Annotated in this window: 16 protein-coding genes; 13 read left to right on the top strand and 3 right to left on the bottom strand. The window is 64.7% G+C overall.

Translation table 11 applies throughout. The features are described 5' to 3' along the window. Positions 1-82 precede the first annotated feature (82 nt). Complete coding sequence (locus SOM39_RS00490) at positions 83-253, bottom strand: CsbD family protein (protein WP_068852760.1); 171 nt, start codon at positions 251-253, stop codon at positions 83-85. Positions 254-454: 201 nt separating this feature from the next. On the opposite strand from SOM39_RS00490, the gene SOM39_RS00485 reads away from it, so the two are divergent. After that, positions 455-1,363, top strand: coding sequence for an NAD(P)/FAD-dependent oxidoreductase (locus tag SOM39_RS00485; RefSeq protein WP_320457167.1), 909 nt, complete (start codon positions 455-457; stop codon positions 1,361-1,363). Positions 1,364-1,392: 29 nt separating this feature from the next. Here the strand turns inward: SOM39_RS00485 and SOM39_RS00480 are convergent, their stop codons facing one another. Together SOM39_RS00480 and SOM39_RS00475 are read right to left on the bottom strand one after the other, a co-directional pair. Next, positions 1,393-4,113 carry a UvrD-helicase domain-containing protein gene (locus tag SOM39_RS00480; protein ID WP_320457166.1) on the bottom strand — a complete coding sequence of 907 codons (2,721 nt, stop codon included), beginning with the start codon at positions 4,111-4,113 and terminating at the stop codon, positions 1,393-1,395. A gap of 134 nt (positions 4,114-4,247) precedes the next feature. Further along, positions 4,248-5,468 (bottom strand): MFS transporter, encoded by a 1,221-nt coding sequence (locus SOM39_RS00475; RefSeq protein WP_320457165.1) that lies wholly within the window; start codon positions 5,466-5,468, stop codon positions 4,248-4,250. A gap of 86 nt (positions 5,469-5,554) precedes the next feature. Here SOM39_RS00475 and SOM39_RS00470 point away from each other — a divergent pair, with 86 nt between their 5' ends. The 12 genes from SOM39_RS00470 (at position 5,555) to SOM39_RS00415 (ending at position 17,572) form a co-directional block, all read left to right on the top strand. Beyond that, positions 5,555-6,097, top strand: coding sequence for a D-Ala-D-Ala carboxypeptidase family metallohydrolase (locus SOM39_RS00470; protein ID WP_249832662.1), 543 nt, complete (start codon positions 5,555-5,557; stop codon positions 6,095-6,097). A 153-nt stretch (positions 6,098-6,250) separates the two neighbouring features. After that, complete coding sequence (locus tag SOM39_RS00465) at positions 6,251-6,514, top strand: hypothetical protein (RefSeq protein WP_143584551.1); 264 nt, start codon at positions 6,251-6,253, stop codon at positions 6,512-6,514. Between the two features lie 45 nt (positions 6,515-6,559). After that, entirely contained in the window at positions 6,560-8,218 is a 1,659-nt protein-coding gene (locus tag SOM39_RS00460) for a type IV secretory system conjugative DNA transfer family protein (RefSeq protein WP_414715848.1), read from the top strand. Between the two features lie 406 nt (positions 8,219-8,624). Further along, positions 8,625-9,083, top strand: a complete 459-nt coding sequence (locus SOM39_RS00455; RefSeq protein ID WP_068852741.1) for a hypothetical protein — start codon at positions 8,625-8,627, stop codon at positions 9,081-9,083. A gap of 41 nt (positions 9,084-9,124) precedes the next feature. Then, positions 9,125-10,246, top strand: coding sequence for a virB8 family protein (locus SOM39_RS00450; RefSeq protein WP_095362703.1), 1,122 nt, complete (start codon positions 9,125-9,127; stop codon positions 10,244-10,246). Continuing rightward, positions 10,243-11,019 (top strand): TrbG/VirB9 family P-type conjugative transfer protein, encoded by a 777-nt coding sequence (locus SOM39_RS00445; protein ID WP_093535996.1) that lies wholly within the window; start codon positions 10,243-10,245, stop codon positions 11,017-11,019. The genes SOM39_RS00450 and SOM39_RS00445 overlap by 4 nt, the downstream gene beginning before the upstream one ends. Next, entirely contained in the window at positions 11,016-12,269 is a 1,254-nt protein-coding gene (locus SOM39_RS00440) for a TrbI/VirB10 family protein (protein ID WP_320457163.1), read from the top strand. Before SOM39_RS00445 ends, SOM39_RS00440 begins: the two co-directional genes overlap by 4 nt. A 15-nt stretch (positions 12,270-12,284) precedes the next feature. After that, on the top strand, positions 12,285-13,334 hold the full coding sequence (gene virB11 / locus SOM39_RS00435) for a P-type DNA transfer ATPase VirB11 (protein ID WP_068852730.1): 1,050 nt from the start codon (positions 12,285-12,287) through the stop codon (positions 13,332-13,334). Beyond that, a complete protein-coding gene (locus SOM39_RS00430) occupies positions 13,334-14,287 on the top strand; it encodes a lytic transglycosylase domain-containing protein (protein WP_320457162.1) in 954 nt (317 codons plus the stop codon). The genes virB11 and SOM39_RS00430 overlap by 1 nt, the downstream gene beginning before the upstream one ends. 45 nt (positions 14,288-14,332) lie before the next feature. Then, entirely contained in the window at positions 14,333-14,734 is a 402-nt protein-coding gene (locus SOM39_RS00425) for a TrbC/VirB2 family protein (protein WP_068852724.1), read from the top strand. Then, the gene (locus tag SOM39_RS00420; RefSeq protein WP_083214171.1) at positions 14,727-15,035 is read left to right on the top strand and encodes a type IV secretion system protein VirB3; all 309 of its coding nucleotides are present in this window, start codon (positions 14,727-14,729) and stop codon (positions 15,033-15,035) included. The genes SOM39_RS00425 and SOM39_RS00420 overlap by 8 nt, the downstream gene beginning before the upstream one ends. An 89-nt stretch (positions 15,036-15,124) precedes the next feature. Next, a complete protein-coding gene (locus SOM39_RS00415; protein ID WP_093535990.1) occupies positions 15,125-17,572 on the top strand; it encodes a VirB4 family type IV secretion/conjugal transfer ATPase in 2,448 nt (815 codons plus the stop codon). Positions 17,573-17,587: the final 15 nt, after the last annotated feature.

Genomic DNA, 17,587 nt, shown 5'->3' with positions numbered 1-17,587 from the left:
GAAAACCGCAAAAAGAAAACGCCCCAGGAAGGGGCGTCTTTCATGAGGTTGACGCAATGCCACGCCATGCGTGGCACCGGCATCAATGGCGCGCGTTATCGCGGGCCTTGCCCACGTCGCTCTGCACCTTGCCGACTTCCTTCTGGACCTTGCCTTCCAGTTCCTGCGACTTGTCGCCGGTCACCTTGCCAGCTACTTCCTTCACGGTGCCCTTGACCTGGTTCTTCGCGCCTTCAGTACGATTCTTGTCCATGTTCAATTACCTCGTGGTTGAACCCGTTGTGGGTGAATCGATCCTGCTTGGAACCCGGTAGCGAAGCAGTGAATCCCGGCCTCACGCGGCGCGAACACTAGGCAACTGTTCATTTGACGCTGCGTGCCGCAAGCACGTGAGCGGTACTTCACGCGGCAACCGTATGCTGCCGAAATCCATCTACACAGGTACCACCCGCGCATGAGCCGTACAGCGCAAGACCATTTCGACGTCATCATCATCGGCGGCAGCTACGCGGGCATGTCGGCCGCCCTGCAGCTGGTCCGGGCCCGGCGCAGCGTGCTGGTGATCGACAATGGCCTGCCGCGCAACCGCAATTCCCTCGAAGCGCACGGCTTCATCGGCCGGGAAGGCATGCATCCGGCGGAAATCGCCGCGCAGGCGCGCACCGAACTGCTTACCTATCCCACCGTGACCTGGGTGGAGGGCAAGGCCGCGAGCGCCCGCGTCGTGGAGGAAGGCGTTTCGTTCGAGGTGGACTGCGACGACGGCCGCACGTTCGCCGCCGACCGGCTGGTGCTGGCATATGGCGTAACCGATACATTACCGCCCGTCGATGGCCTGGCCGAGCGCTGGGGCCGCAGTGTCTACCACTGCCCCTACTGCCATGGCTATGAGTTGTACGAAGGCAACATCGGCGTGCTCGGCTGCGCCAAGGATGGTGGCGTCGGGCAGGCGCTGCTGCTGTGCGACTGGGGAAAGATCACCCTGTTCTGCCCGGACCCGGGTAGCATCGATCCGGAAAAGCGCGAGCGGCTCGATGCATGCGGCGTGGTGATCGAATCGACCCGCGTCCAACGTGTCGAAGACACGGCCACCGTGGTGCTGGCCGACGACCGCCGTGTGGTGCTCGATGCGCTGTTCCTGCTGCCGACGTCGACGTTGTCCTGCGACCTGGCCGAACAGCTTGGCTGCGAGCTGATGGATGCCGGCTGCATCACGGCCGATTCGGCCAAGCAGACCACGGTGCCGGGCGTGTTTGCCTGTGGTGATGCCGGGCGGATGGCCGGCAGCATCGCCTTGGCGGTGGGCGAGGGTGCATTGGTCGGGGTTGCGGTGCACCGGTCGCTGCTGGGATTGCTTGATTGATTGATGCGTCAGCCACGCAGGGCGTGGCGCTACCGTGGTGCAGTTGCCGTTGCCGCCGCCGTCTGTCGCGGTTTGTACTGGCAGCGCGGGTAGCCCGAGCATGAGGCGAACTCGCCATAGGGCCCGGTGCGCTGCACGATCACCCCGCCATCGCACGCCGGGCAGGCCTGCTCGCGGATCGGCTCGCCGTTGGCGGCCGTGATCTCCACGGCGCCATCGTGGACCAGCTCGTCGAGGAACGGCGAGCGTTTGCCCTGCACGGTAAACATGACCACCGAGCGTCGCGCGCGGGTCAATGCGACATAGAACAGGCGGCGCTCCTCGCTGAGCGGATACGCATCGGCATGCGGCATTGCCAGCGCCAGCACCGGATCATCGGCGCGGGCACTCGGGAAGCTGCGGTCGAGCATGGCCGGCAGGATCACGATATCGGCCTCGGCGCCCTTCGCGCGGTGCGCGGTGAGGAAGCTCAGCTGCAGCTGCGCGCCGAAACGCGCCGCCCAGTGCGAGGGAAGGAACGCGCGCTCGGCGTTGTACCGCCCTACGATGAACACCGACAACCGGCCATCGCGGCCGGGCGCCATGGCCCCGCTCTGAAGCTGCTGCTGCAGTCGCTGAAGGTACTGGTAGATCGCATCCTGCAGGCGGTCGCGCGCGGCCACCTGGAAGGCCTGCAGGACCGGGCCCTGTACCGGTGCGAGCGAGCGCACCTGCTTGGCGATCTGCCCGGGGTTCCTTGAAACGAAGCGGCTGGAGGCGTCGCACAACGCCTGCGGGCAGCGGAAGGTGCGGGTGAGGTGCAGGATCTGCGACGGCCCGAAGGTCGCTTCGAAGTGGGTCATGCAGCTCACATCCGCGCCGGCGAAGCGGTTGATCGACTGCCAGTCGTCGCCCACCGCGAACAGATACCGCCCTGGCGCCTCCACCAGTGCCCGGCACAACCGCGCACGGGCACGCGAGGCATCCTGGAACTCATCGGCCATCACCAGCAGATACGGTGATGCGTAGCGGCCCTGTTCGAGATGTTCGGCGGCCTGGTTGAGCATGTCCTCGAAGTCGATGGCATTCTCGGCGGCCAGCGCATCGTCCCACGCGTGCAGGATTGGGGTGGCCAGCTCGAGGAACAGCCGATAGCGGTGCTTGAAGCGGTCCTCGGGCAGCTGGCGCAGGCGCTCGGCGAGGTCGGCCACGGCAAGGCCGTTGCTCTTGGCGTGGCTGATGAAGGTACGCAGCAGGCCAATGAGGTCGCTGTCCGGCATCGGCTTTGCACCCTCCGCAGGCAGCTCGCGGTCCGGGTTGGGGTCAAGCCCGATGCGGTGCGCGCTCAGCGCCGTTTCGAGTGCCTCGAACAGCGCGCCGCTGCGCAGCTGCCCGCTGCTGGTCTGCAGCTGTAGCGCATCGCGGCCGCGCGGGTGCGGATCGGCGCCGTCACCCGTGCGATGCGTGTGGTACAGCGTGGTGCCCGGATAGAAGAAGTCCGCGCGCCCCGGTTGCCAGGTATCGGTTGTGGTATCCAGCACCGGGTGCGGTTCGTAGGTGTATTCAACGCCGTTGTAGAACAGCCAGTCGGCAATCACGCATTCTTCGATGTTGCCCACGCGTTCGCCACGAAGCGTGCGCACATAGCGGTGACCCTCGGCGTCCCAGCCGTCGGCCGGCGCGGCCTGGCCCTGCGGCGGCAGGTCGCGCGCGAACACCAGCCGGAACATGTCCCACTGCGTGCGGAAGTGCAGCGACCGGTCCTTGAGGCGGTCGATGATGTCGGCCAGCTGTTCGAATCCCTGGGCGGCGTCCACCGCCCACGCAGGCACCTCCGGCATGCGCCCGGTGACCTTGCCGATGATCTGCCGACCGAGCGCGTGGAAGGTACAGGCGGTGACGTCGCCGGCAGGCAGGCCCAGCCGCTCGAAGGCGGCGCTGGTGCGCTGCTGCAGTTCGCCGGCCGCTTCGCGGTTGAAGGCCAGCATCACGATCTGGTCCGGTGCCATCAGGCCGCGCTCGACGGCGTAGGCGGCCTTGGCCACCATCGTCGAGGTCTTGCCCGAACCGGCGGCGGCCACCACCAGCATCCGGCTGTCGAAGCACAGCACCGCGCGTGCCTGCTCGTCGCTGAGGGGCAGCCGCTCCACGTGGCTCAGCAGTGCTGCCGCATCGGTCCGTTCGCGTTGCAGGTGCGCTTCATTGCGTGACGCCCACACCGCCGTCCAGTCGCCCGACCAGCGCAGCAGGTCGTCCTCGATCACCGCAGCGGTCCCCGCGAGCTGCGGGCGCAGCGCAGGATCGTCGAACACCGCCCACAGCGCATCGTCGTCCAGCGCCAGCACCGGGCGCGCGTACAGCAGCGCATGCTGGTGTTCCTGGGTCAGCCAGCGGCCCGCGGCATCGGCACCCGCCATCACCGCGTCGACCTGTTGCAGCCACTCACGGATCTGCGCCAACGCTGCATTGGCCTCGCCCACCGCGTGGTCCTGTCGATGGATCTGCGCACTGGCGCTCCACAGCGCTTCCAGTTCGTGCGCCTGCGCGTTGGGGAGCCCGCCCAGGCGAAGCTCACCCTCTTCGGTCGCCATGCACAGCGTGGTCCATACCGCACCGCGCTGCAGGTGCCACGCCTGGGTTGCGCTGACCGGCAGGGAATACACCTGCGCGTCGACGGTGAGCTCGAAACGGTCATCGACCCGGCGCAGCCGCCAGTCCGGCGAACGCGAGAGGCGTCGGCCCCACGGGGAAGGGGACCAGTCGTGGATCATCGGTACATCCAGGGAAGCGGGCCACGTACCGGAACGGGCCGGCATCGGGGAGGGGGGGGCGCCATGATAGGAAAATCCCAACAAAAAAGCCCCGCCGGAGCGGGGCTTCTTCAGCGCGGCGCCACGTTCGCGGATCAGCGCTCGCAGGCCACCACCGCACCAGTGCGCGACTGGCGCTGCACCAGTACTGCCACGACCCACAACAACAGGCCGCCCAGCGCGGTGGCCGCACCGACATAGCCGGTCACGGCGGGGCTGAAGCCGGCGCCGATGGCCAGGCCACCGAACCACGGGCCCAGCGCATTGGCGGTATTGAACGCGGCATGGTTGGACGCCGCGGCCAGGGTCTGCGCTTCGCCGGCCACGTCCATCAAGCGGGTCTGCAGCACGGCGGCGAGGGCGCCCATGGTGCCTACCGCGATGATCATCGGGAAGATCGTCCACACCGAGTTGGCGGCCAGCGGATAGGCCAGCAGCACCACGATCGACCACAGCAGCACGATCGCCGCCGCCCGGAACTGGAAGCGGTCCACCAGCCAGCCACCGGCGACATTGCCGATGATCGCGCCGATGCCGAAGATGCCCACCGCCACCGGCATCCACGACTCGGCCAGGCCGGTCACCTGCACCAGCGTCGGCGCCAGGTAGGTGAACACGCAGAACATGCCGGCAAAGCCCACCGAGCCGATTGCCAGCGCCAGCCACACCTGTGGCCGGTTGAACGCGCGCAGTTCGCGCATCGGCGAGGTCCGCACTTCATCCGGGTCCGGCAGCAGGAAGCGGGCAATCATCAGCACTGTGGCAATCGCCAGCACGCTCACCAGCGCGAACGCGGTACGCCAGCTCAACTGCTGGCCGAGCCAGGTGGTGAGCGGATTGCCGACCAGGATCGCCACCGACAGGCCAAGCAGCACCTTCGATACGGCGGCGCCACGCTGCGCCGGCGGACTGATCGCGGCGGCCACCAGCATGGCCACGCCGAAGTAGGCGCCGTGCGGCAGGCCCGCGATGAAGCGGGCGATCAACATCGTCAGGTAATCCGGGGCCAGCGCGCTGGCCAGGTTGCCCACGGCATAGAAGCCCATCAGGCCCAGCAGCAACGTGCGGCGTGCATACCCCGCGCCGGCGAAGGCCAGCACCGGTGCACCCACCACCACGCCGATGGCATAGGCACTGATCAGGTGGCCGACCTGGGTCTCGCTGATCGACAGCCCGCGGCTGATCTCCAGCATCAGGCCCATGCTGGCGAATTCGCTGGTGCCGATGGCGAAGCCGCCGAGCGACAGCGCCAGGATGATCAGCGTGCGCTGGCGCGCGGTGAGGCGCGCGGCCAGGGGGAGGGGAGTGGGGCTCATGGGCAGCAGGCGGAGAATGAAGCGGCCCATTGTACTGCTGCGGCGCAACATATGGCCGGAATCAAGGTATCCGGTGCTGGAATGCTGTGGCGTGGCCGCTGGAACCGGGGATCGGTTTCGCCTTTTCTTCACGCGACCTTCACGTCCGCGAGGTGCGCACGCTGCACGCTTGGACCATCCCATTCCGCGTGTGGTTGCCGATGCTGCTGACGCCGAACTTCCATCTAGAAGAGTTCACCCGGACCGCGACAGGGCTGCCCAACGTGCCCAACCGTGCAGAGCTCGCCGCGCTACAGGCTTTGGCTACAAACGTGCTGCAGCCGTTGCGCGATTCAATTGGTAAACCGGTGTACATCACGTCCGGCTTCCGCTCGGCCGCGGTCAATCGCGCCGTAGGCGGGGTCGCTGGCAGCCAGCACCGCAGTGGCCAGGCCGCAGACATCCAGGTGGAGGGGATGAGCTCCATGGCGCTGGCGCGACGCATCGTCACGCTGCAACTTCCGTTCGACCAGCTCATCGAAGAATTCGGTGAGTGGGTGCATGTGTCCCATGCACCGCAACCCCGGCGACAACAACTGACCGCGGTGAGACGTGCGGGACGTACACGCTATCTTCACGGCTTGCGATGAGTGTTGAGCGCGATCTCGTTACATTGTCCCGCCACGCGCAACATTGTTGCGAGTACACCTGTATTCACAGCTGTATTGTAAGTAATTTCTGATTGGCATCGCCGTAAACGTGCATTAGCATGCGCGCATTGGCATCGACCCGAGGGAGCGTGCGTGATGGTGCAATTCCCTCACGCACTGCGGGTAGATGGCAGGTTTCAGCTGGTGGCTTTGACATATTCGCCGGTCTACAGTCCGGCCGATGTGTTCGGCTTCGCCGTCCTCACTTCCGACGGCGCGCGGCTGACCGATGTGGTGTCGCTTGATGAGGCGCACCTGCACTGGTCGCTGTTGCGCGAGGAAGCGAAGACGGCCCTTGGGGAAGTTGAAGCAACCGGTACACGCGCGGCGCCACGCAGGCGTCGGCGTCAGTCGTAGCGCCTTCGGGCGCGTCATGGAGGATTGGGTTTGTCCACGCAGAAGATCGTTGTCACCGCTGTTGTCATCCTCTTGACCGCACTTGTTGGCTACTGCCTTGCCGGCTACCTCACGCTGCTGTTGCTCGGCCTCGATACCGGGCTGTTCAAGTGGAATACCTATTACCAGTACATCCAGGCGATGGACCAGCCGGCGGTTGCGCCGTACCTGACCAAGATCAAAGCGGCGGGCGTGGTGGGTTTCAGCCTGCCGATCGTGGCCTGCCTGGTTGCGCTGTTCTTCGTGCTGAAGCCGAAGAAGAAATCCCTGCACGGCGATGCCCGCTTCGCGGACGCCGCCGACCTGGCCAGGCACGGTCTGTTCAAGAAGACCGACAACGGCATCGTGGTCGGCAGCTTCGGCGGCAAGCTGGTGCGCCTGAGCGGCCAGCAGTTCGTGATCCTCGCCGCGCCGACCCGTTCGGGCAAGGGCGTGGGCGTGGTCATTCCCAACCTGCTCGAGTACGGCGAGTCGGTGGTGGTGCTGGACATCAAGCAGGAAAACTTCGACCTCACCAGCGGCTGGCGTGCCAGCCAGGGCCATGAGGTGTTCCTGTTCAATCCGTTTGCCGAAGACCGCCGCACCCATCGCTGGAACCCGCTCAGCTACGTCTCCGACGACCAGGCCTTCCGCGTCTCGGAACTGATGAGCATCGCCGCGATGCTGTACCCGGATGGCTCGGACGAGCAGAAGTTCTGGATCAGCCAGGCGCGCAATGCGTTCATGGCCTTCACCCTGTACCTGTTCGAGAACTGGGACGACGAGCGTCGCCAGGGCTTCCCCGGCGGGCAGGGCACGCCGACGCTGGGCGCGGTGTTCCGCCTGTCCACCGGCGATGGCAGCGACCTGAAGAAGTACCTCAAGGCCCTGTCCGAACAGAAGTTCCTGAGCGGCAATGCGCGTTCGGCATTCGCCAACCTGCTGTCGCAGGCCGATGAGACCTTCGCGTCGATCATGGGCACCTTCAAGGAGCCGTTGAACGCCTGGATCAACCCGGTGCTGGACAAGGCCACCAGCGCCAACGACTTCCTGCTGACCGACCTGCGCAGGAAGAAGATGACCATCTACATCGGCATCCAGCCCAACAAGCTGGCTGAAAGCCGATTGATCATCAACCTGTTCTTCAGCCAGATCATCAACCTCAACACCAAGGAACTGCCCAAGTCCAACCCGGACCTGAAGTACCAGTGCCTGCTGTTGATGGACGAATTCACCGCGATCGGCAAGGTGGACATCATCGCCTCGGCGGTGTCCTACATGGCCGGTTACAACGTGCGCCTGCTGCCCATCATCCAGAGCATGGCCCAGCTCGACGCCACCTACGGCAGGGACGTCTCGCGCACCATCATCACCAATCACGCCCTGCAGATCCTCTACGCGCCGCGTGAGCAGCAGGATGCCAACGACTATTCGGAAATGCTCGGCTACACCACCGTGCGCAGGAAGAATGTCACGCACGCCCGTGAAAAGACCCACAGCTTTACCGAAGAGCGGCGCGCGCTGATGCTGCCGCAGGAGCTGAAGGCGATGGGCAACGATCACGAAGTGTTCCTCTACGAGGGCATTCCGCATCCGGTCAAGTGCGACAAGATCAAGTATTACCAGGACCGCTACTTCACATCGCGTCTGTTGCCGAAGACGTCGGTGCCGACGTTGGATCTGTAACCGTCATATGTGAAGGCGTGTGACGTGCGTCAAAGAAACGCGGGATGAACGTTAAAAAATTGTCGCTTTTGACGTTGATTTGACGCGAATGTGTGGCATCGTATTTGTGATGGACGTTCTGTACGTCATGAATTTGTTGTTGAGACCAGTGCTGGAAGACATGCACTGAAGCAGTCAAGAGGAACATGGATGGCTTTTCTCGGGTTGGGTGTGCAGGCGCAGGGGCCGGACAGGCGTTCGGGGCGTTTACACACCAGACGGGGCGGGGGCCCGGTTGCACCGGTGAAAGGTGTTGCTCGCATCCAACGCTGCGTTGTCGGGCCTGACCGCAGGCCATGACACGCCAGCGTGTTGCCGTTTTTTCCCGGTTAAAAGCCGCTATTCCGTACGTCATAGGGAAGTTCGTATGAAGCAAGCGTTTCTGTCAAAGGGATCCATCAGCGTTGCCACCGCCGTTGCCGTGCTGCTGCTCGCCGGTTGTGCGACTCCCGACGCGCCGGATTTTGGCGGTCGCTGGAAGCCGGTGAACCGCTTCGCCAGCACCACCATGGAAATTCCGCTGTACACCAGCTACGTGTACCAGGCCTCGCCCATGGATGGCACCTTGAAGACCATGCTTGAACGCTGGGCCAAGGATTCGGGGATGACGCTGGATTACCGCATCAGCTCCGATTACACGCTGTATGGCGCGGTCTCCACGATCGGCACCACCAATCCGCAGCAGGCGATGATCGATCTCACTGCCGCCTATGCAGGGCAGGGCGTGTCGGTGTCCATCGTCGGCAACCAGATCGTCGTGCAGTCCGCCTCCGCCGCATCGCCGACCGCTGCCGCCGGCAGTGTCGACGCGTCCAGCGGAAGCTGAGTTCCGCGGCCCCTTGATGTTCCAGCAGTACGGATGACCCCATGTTCCGAAAGAAGGAAACAGGCAACACCCCCAAGGTCGACCAGGCGGTCGCCAAGGCGGTGAGCTACGAGTTGACCGTTGCCGACATGGCGCGCCGCAGCGAGCGCCGCGCCTGGTGGGTGGCGACCGGTTCACTGGTGATGTCGCTGGCGTTGGCCGGCGGCTATTACTACATGCTGCCGCTGAAGGAGAAGGTGCCGTTTTTGGTGATGGCCGACGCCTACACCGGCAACGCAACCGTGGCCCGGTTGGCGGGTAATTTCGGTGACGGATCGATCACCGCCAACGAAGCCATCAACCGCAGCAACGTGGCCCAGTACGTGCTGGCGCGCGAGTCGTTCGACTCGGCGGTGATGGGCCTGCGCGATTGGGACCTGGTGTTCACGATGTCGTCCGAGCCGGTCGCCGCCACCCAGCGCCAGCGCTATGCGAACAACAATCCGCAGAACCCGGTGTTCGTGTACGGCACCAACAAGGCGATCCGGGTCAAGATCCTGAGCATCACGCCGCTGGCCGCCGAAGGCAATGGCAGTTTCCGCGGCGCCTCGGTGCGCATCCAGCGCAGCCTGCTCGACAAGACCACCGGGGTCTCCCAGTTCCTGGACAACAAGCTGGTCACGATGCGTTTTGATTACCGCACCGACCTGGCGTTGAGCGAACAGGACCGGATCCTCAATCCGCTGGCGTTCCAGGTGACCGAATACCGCGTCGACAACGACTACGCCCGTGGCGTGCCGGTGCCCGACGACGCCGATATGGCCAGGCAGGCCAACCAGGCGGCTGCGGCGCAGGCGGCACAGGCGGCAGCGGCTGCCGCCGCGGCAGCGCCGGTGTACGACCCGAACAACCCGGCCACTGCCACCATGATCGACCCGGCCACCGGCCAGCCGGTTGCGGTGCCGGCCCAGGCCGTCCCCGGCCAGATGGTGGTGCCGGGGCAGCAAGTACCGGGCCAGATGACGGTGCCGGGCCAGGTCCCCGCGCAGCCGATGCAGCAGCAATACCCCGGGCAGGCAGTGCCGGGCCAGGCGATACCAGGACAAGTCGCGCCGCGGCAACCGGCCAACGTGCCGGCACAGAACATTTCCACCGGAACTGCTGAGGGAGCAAGCAACCGATGAGTAGTAGCAAACTTTGGTGGGCCGCATTGGCCTTGGTGCCGATGATGTCCCTGGTCTCCGCGCCTGCGAAGGCCCAGGTGGTCGACCACTACGAATACGAACAGGACCGCATCTATCCGGTGCGCACCGGCTTGGGTCTCACCACCCAGATCGAACTGAGCCCCAACGAGAAGATCCTGGATTACAGCACCGGCTTCAGCAGCGGCTGGGAGCTGACCCGTCGCGAAAACGTGTTCTACCTCAAGCCGAAGAACGTCGACGTGGACACCAACATGATGGTGCGCACCGAGACCCATTCGTACATCTTCGAACTGAAGGTGGTGGCCACCGACTGGCGCCAGCTCGAACAGGCGCGCCGTGCCGGCGTGCAGTACAAGATCGCCTTCAGCTATCCCAGCGATACCGAGTTCGGTACCGCCCAGCAGGCGGTGGATGAAGAGGTCAAGCCGCTGCTCAGCTCGGAACTGGCCAAGGATCGCCAGTACAACTTCGACTATTCGTACTCCACACGCCGCGCCAAGAAGATGGGCTGGCTGATCCCGGTCAATGCCTACGACGATGGCCGTTTCACCTACCTGAAACTGCCGGCGTCGCCGGAGTACAAGACGGGCATTTTCCCGGCGGTGTTCGGCCGTGAGAGCGAGTACGGTGAGGATTTCGTGGTCAACACGACGGTGGAGGGCAATTCGCTCATCGTGCATGGCACCTATCCCTACCTGGTCATCCGTCACGGTGACAACGTCGTTGGTCTGCGAAGGAACGTGAAGAAATGAGCCAGCACAACAATCCCGGCAACGAGCCGAACCATGGCCGCGACGACGGCGACGCGCCGAGCAACCCGTACTACGGCCAGAACGTGGCCGACAACAACCCCAACCTCGATGCCGCCGCGCCGCAGCTGCGCTCGGCCGAGGAACAGCGCCTGAACCGCAAGGCGCTGGCGTTCCTGGGTGGCATCCTGGTGCTGATCATCGCCATGGGCTTCCTGCTGCTGCGCAAGAGCAGCGACGACCAGGACGGTCCGGCCAAGGTCAACGAACAGGCGCGCGTGTCCACGCCTGAACTGCCGACTGCGCAGCCGGTGTTGCCGCAGGCTCCGGTGGCCGATACGCAGCCCATCGAAATGCTGCCGCCGCTGCCGCCGCCGGAACAGGACAACTCGTACCGCACGCCGCCGGCCATTCCCAGTGACATGGGCATGTCCAACGAACCGCGTCAGCCGTCGCTGCTGGACCGTCGCATGGCGTCGGGCAACGGCGTGGGCGGCAGCAATGGGGCGAGTGGGGCGGAAGGGCAGGGTGGCCTCGGTGGCCGGCCCGATGACGAGTACACCCGCGCGATGATGGCGCAGCTGCCGGGTGCGCAGCAGCCGGCACCGACCAAGGTCCGCCGCGGTCCCGACGTCGAAGACGTCTCCAGTGCTGCGTTCATCCGCAGCCCGGATGCGCTGCTGGTGCGCGGCACCTACCTGCGCTGCGTGCTGGAAACCCGCATCATTACCGACGTCTCCGGCTTCACTTCGTGCCTGCTGACCGAACCGGTGTATTCGATCAACGGCCGCAGCCTGCTGCTGCCGAAGGGTTCGAAGATCTACGGTGCGTATGGCGGCGGCCCGAAGGGCAAGCGCGTCGAAGTGATCTGGGACCGCATCACCACGCCGAACGGTATCGACGTGGCCATGTCCAGCCCGGGTATCGACCAGCTCGGTGGCGCGGGCCACCCGGGCGACTACAGCGCCCACTGGGGCAGCCGTATCGCCTCGGCGCTGATGATCAGCCTGATCGCGGACGCCTTCAAATATGCCGCGGCCGAACACGGCCCGGAGACCACCACCATCAGCAGCAGCGGTTTTGCCGTGCAGTCGCCCTATGAGAGCGCCACCGCGCGCAGCATGGAGCGCCTGGCCAACGAAGCGATGAGCGAGCGTCGCCCGCCCACCGTCACCATCAACCAAGGCACCGTGATGAGTGTCTACGTGGCCAAGGACGTCGATTTCAGCGACGTGCTGCCGCGCCGCCGCTGATCGCCTGGACAGAACATGGACGCCGAAGTGGCCCCTGTAGCCGACGTTTCCAGTGAGTTTCTCAGGTACCAGTACGAGGTCCTGGGCATTCACCAGTACATGACCTCGCCCGATGTGACGGAAATCTGCATCAACCGTCCGGGCGAGGTGTACCTGGAAACGCGTGACGGATGGCAGCGTGTGGAAGTTCCCACGCTGACCTTCGAGCGTGCGCGCCAGTTCTGTACCGCCGTGGTCAATGAAAGCAACACCGGCCAGCGCATCACCGACGTCGATCCGGTGGTGTCGCTGACCTTCCCGACTGGCCAGCGCGCCCAGTTCGTCATCCCGCCGGCGTGCGACGCCGGCAAGGTGTCGATCACCATCCGCCTGCCGTCCAAGCACACCAAGACCCTGGAGCAGTACCAGAGCGACGGGTTCTTCAACCAGATCCTGGAGCAGGGCCACGCGCTGAGCGAACAGGACCAGGAACTGCTCGCCCTGCGCCAGAACCGCGATTACGCCGAGTTCTTCCGCAAGGCCGTGCAGTACCGCAAGAACATCGTGGTATCCGGTGCCACCGGCAGCGGCAAGACCACCTTCATGAAGTCGCTGGTCAACCACATCCCGGCCAACGAACGCCTGGTCACCATCGAAGATGCGCGCGAGCTGTTCATCAGCCAGCCCAACGTGGTGCACCTGCTGTACTCCAAGGGCGGGCAGAGCGCCAGCAACGTCACCGCCAAGAGCTGCATGGAAGCGTGCCTGCGCATGAAGCCGGACCGCATCATCCTGGCCGAGCTTCGCGGCGATGAAGCGTTCTATTTCATCCGCAACTGCGCCTCCGGCCATCCCGGCTCGATCACCAGCTGCCACGCTGGCAGCCCCGAACAGACCTGGGACCAGCTGGGCCTGATGGTGAAGGCCTCGGCCGAAGGCTCCGGCCTGGAGTTCTCGGTGATCAAGCGCCTGCTGAAGATGACCATCGACGTGGTCGTGCACATCAAGGCGCATGCCGGCAGCCGCTACATCACCGGCATCGATTTCAGCCCCGAACGCGCGTTGGCCGCAGGGAGTGACGCCTGATGCTGCCCGGTCTTGAAGCCATGGCGTGTCCGGAAATGGCCGTGTCCATGGACGTGATGCAGCACGTGATCAACGTGGAATCGTCGCGCAACCCGTACGCCATCGGCGTGGTCGGCGGCGCGTTGGTCCGCCAGCCCAAGCAGCTGGACGAGGCCCTGGCCACCGTGCGGATGCTGGAAGAGAAGGGCTACAACTTCTCGGTGGGCCTGGCCCAGGTCAACCGCTACAACCTGGCCAAGTACGGGCTGGACTCGTACGAGAAGGCGTTCCAGCAATGCCCGAACCTCCAGGCCGCCTCGCGCATCCTGGCCGAGTGCTATGGCCGCTCGGGCAAGGACTGGGGCAAGTCCTTCAGCTGTTACTACTCGGGCAACTTCACCACCGGTTTCCGCCACGGCTACGTGCAGAAGGTGTTCGCGTCCATTTCGCGCCAGCGCGGCACCATGGTCGCCGCCAACGGTGCTGCGCCGATCGACGTGGTCAGCCGTGCCCAGCGCCGCGTGGTCGACGTGGCGCACCACCCGCAGTTCAGCGGCCAGCCGCAGGGCGTGGCCGAAGCGCGCGTGCAGGCCATGCAGGCGCTCTCGCCCACGTATGCACAGACCGTCGTGCCGGTGGATCCGGCGCGTGCCTACGAGGTCTACCCCTCCACCGGCGCGATGGTGCGCGGTGGCCTGGTCCGCACCGCCGACGCCGCGCTGTCACGCGTGGTGATGGGGGCCATGGACCAGGTGGTGCCGCAGCCGCAGGCCGCCCAGATGCCCGCGCCGCAGCCCATCGCCCAGCAACCAGTCGCACCGCAGCCCATGCCGGCACAGAACGACGCCGGCCCGGTCGTGGTGCGCGCCTGGAGTGAACGCAATGCCCCGGTGGCATTACCCGCGCAGGCCGCACCTGCGCAGGCCATGCCGGTACAGAACATCCCCGCTGGGGATGAAGCCTTCGTGTTCTGAAGGACCGATCCAGTCGTGTTAGACCATCAACAAGGAAAACCCACCATGAAGCGTAACAACCTCGATATCGCCCAGGCCCAGCGCACGCTGAAGACCGTGCTGATGGCCGCTGCCTTCGCCGCTGCCGTGTTCGTGCCGGACGTGTTCGCCCAGTCCACCAACTTCGGCGGCACCGACACCAAGGTGTGCGGCTTCTTCTCCAACATCAACGGCCTGCTGAACATCGCCTCCATCGCCGTGGTGACCATCGCCGTCATCTTCGCCGGCTACCAGATCGCCTTCGCCCACAAGCGCATCGGTGACGTGGCTCCGATCCTGATCGGTGGCCTGCTGATCGGCGCCGCTGGCCAGATCGCCAAGATGCTGCTCGGTGACGGCGGTTCCAGCTCCTGCGCCGGCAGCGCCACCGGCGCCATCATGAACGCCGTCCAGTACTACAGTGCATAAGAACGTCCTGTTCCGCGGCTGCACGCGGCCAGCGATGTTTCTGGGCGTTCCGTACGTCCCGTTCTTCCTGGTCGCAGGCGGCTTGCTGTTGCTGAGCATGTACATCGACATGCGGCTGTTGATCACCATCCCGATTGCCATCTTCATCCTGCGTCACATGGCAAAGCGCGATGAAATGATCTTCCGCCTGATCGGGTTGCGCCTGCAGTTCAAGTTCCGCGCGCGCAACCTGCAGCAGCACGACGGAATGTGGGTGTTCACGCCCAACCATTACCGCGACAAGCCGCCGCCGTCGGACTGACCACGGCACGCAACAGGCCGGGCAGGCGATCACATCGCCTGCCCGGTGCAGGCCCCGCACCATCCCCGCAGCACCCTTTGGAAGCGCCCATGTTCAGTCCCGATACCTCGATCAGCGAATTCATTCCCCTGTCGTCCCATGTGGCGCCGACGGTCGTCAAGACCACGGGTGGAGACTTCCTGCTGACCTGGCACCTGGAAGGCCTGCCCTTCGTGGGGCGCGAGGATTGGGAGCTCGAACACCGCCACAACACCTTCAATCGACTGCTGCAGACCCTGCGCGCACCGGATTTCGTCAACGTCGCCTTCTGGGTGCACGACATCCGCCGTCGCCGCCAGCTCAAAGGCAGCAGCAAGTTCTCCCAGCGCTTCAACCAGGACGTGTCCGACCAGTACATGGGCATGCTCTCCTCGCAGCGCATCATGCAGAACGAGCTGTACCTGACCATGATCTACCGGCCGGTCGTGTCCGGTAAGCGCTTCATGGACAAGTCCTCCAGCATCACCCAGCTGCAGGCCGAGCAGGACCAGGCCGTTGCCAAGCTGCTGGAAATGGCCGGCAACGTGGAAGCGGTGATCCGCGACTACTCGCCGTACCGCATGGGCATGTACGAAGCCAAGAACGGCATGGTGTTCTCCGAGACCCTGGAATTCTTCGGCTACCTGCTCAACCGCGTCGACGAGCCGGTACCGGTGCTGTCCGCGCCGGTCAAGGACTACCTGCCGATCAGCCGCCACATGTTCTCGGCCAAGACCGGCGATTTCGTGATCAGCACGCCCAACGGCGTCAATCACTTCGGCGCCATCCTCAACATCAAGGAATACGCCGAGGGCACCTATCCGGGCGTGCTCAACGGCCTGAAGTACCTCGACTTCGAATACGTCATCACTCATTCGTTCAGCCCGATGGGCCGCCAGGACGCGCTCAAGGTGCTCGACCGCACCAAGGGCATGATGATCTCCTCCGGCGACAAGGCGGTCAGCCAGATCGTCGAGCTCGACCAGGCGATGGACCAGCTGTCCTCCGGCAACTTCGTGCTGGGCGAGTACCACTTCATCATGGCCGTCTATGCCGACAGCCAGGAAAAACTCTCGCAGAACATCGCCACCACCCGCGCCGAGCTGTCCAACGCCGGGTTCGTGTCGACCAAGGAAGACCTGGCCGTCACCGCCTCGTTCTATTCCCAGTTCCCGGCCAACTGGCGCTACCGCACCCGCCTGGCCAACATCAGCTCGCTGAACTTCCTGGGCCTGTCGCCGCTGCACAACTTCGCCACCGGCAAGCAGCACAACAACCCGTGGGGCGACTGCGTGACCACGCTGCAGACCACCAACGGCCAGCCGTACTACTTCAACTTCCACGCCACCCACCCGTCGGAGAACTCGCTGGGCGAGAAGGCCATCGCCAACACCATGGTGATCGGCAAGTCCGGTACCGGTAAGACCGCGCTGATCAACTTCCTGCTCAGCCAGGTGCAGAAGTACGACCCGTCGCCGACCATCTTCTTCTTCGACAAGGACCGCGGCGCGGAGATCTTCGTGCGCGCCTGTGGCGGTAACTACCTGGCGCTCGAGAACGGCCAGGCCACCGGGTTCAACCCGTTCCAGTGCGAGAACAACGAGGCCAACGTGCAGTTCCTGGCCGACCTGATCAAGGTGCTGGCCAACAAGCACGAGTACAGCGCCCGCGAGGAAGAGGACATCTTCCGCGGTGTCGAGAACATGCTCGACACCCCCATGCACCTGCGCAGCATGACCAACTTCCAGAAGAGCCTGCCCAACATGGGCGACGACGGCCTGTATGCGCGCCTGCGCAAGTGGACCTCGGGCAATTCGCTGGGCTGGGTGTTCGACAACCCGGTCGACACCGTCGACCTGAGCCGCGCCAACATCATCGGCTTCGACTACACCGACATCATCGACAACCCCGAAGTGCGCGTGCCGGTCATCAACTACCTGCTGCACCGCCTGGAATCGCTGATCGACGGCCGCCCGCTGATTTACGTGATGGACGAATTCTGGAAGATCCTGGACGGCGAGGGCGGCCTGAAGGAATTCGCCAAGAACAAGCAGAAGACCATCCGTAAGCAGAACGGCATGGGCATCTTCGCCACCCAGAGCCCGGAAGATGCGCTCAAGAGCGACATCGCCGCGGCGCTGATCGAGCAGACCGCCACGCTGATCCTGCTGCCCAACCCCAATGCCAGCCGCTCGGATTACATCGACGGCCTGAAGCTGACCGAGTCCGAGTTCAAGGTGGTCACCGCCCTGGACGAGCGCTCGCGCTGCTTCCTGGTCAAGCAGGGCCATGCCGCCAGCGTGTGCCAGCTCAACCTGCGTGGCATGGATGACATCCTGTCGGTGATTTCGGCCTCCACCGACAATATCGACGTGATGCACCGCGTCCTGCTCGACGCCGCCCAGCGCGAGAAGGTATCGCAGGCCGACCTCACCCCGGACCAGTGGCTCAGTGAGTTCTACAGGAAGCGCAAGGGCTCTGGAAAGCCCGCCGGGACACGACAGGACGCCGTTGCCTGACGGTCCCCCGGCCGA

This window comes from Stenotrophomonas sp. CFBP8994 (assembly GCF_034044835.1).
Taxonomy (GTDB): Bacteria; Pseudomonadota; Gammaproteobacteria; order Xanthomonadales; family Xanthomonadaceae; genus Stenotrophomonas; species Stenotrophomonas rhizophila_A.
Note: the sequence above shows the minus strand (reverse complement) of the source record. Positions and strands in the feature narration are given on the sequence as shown.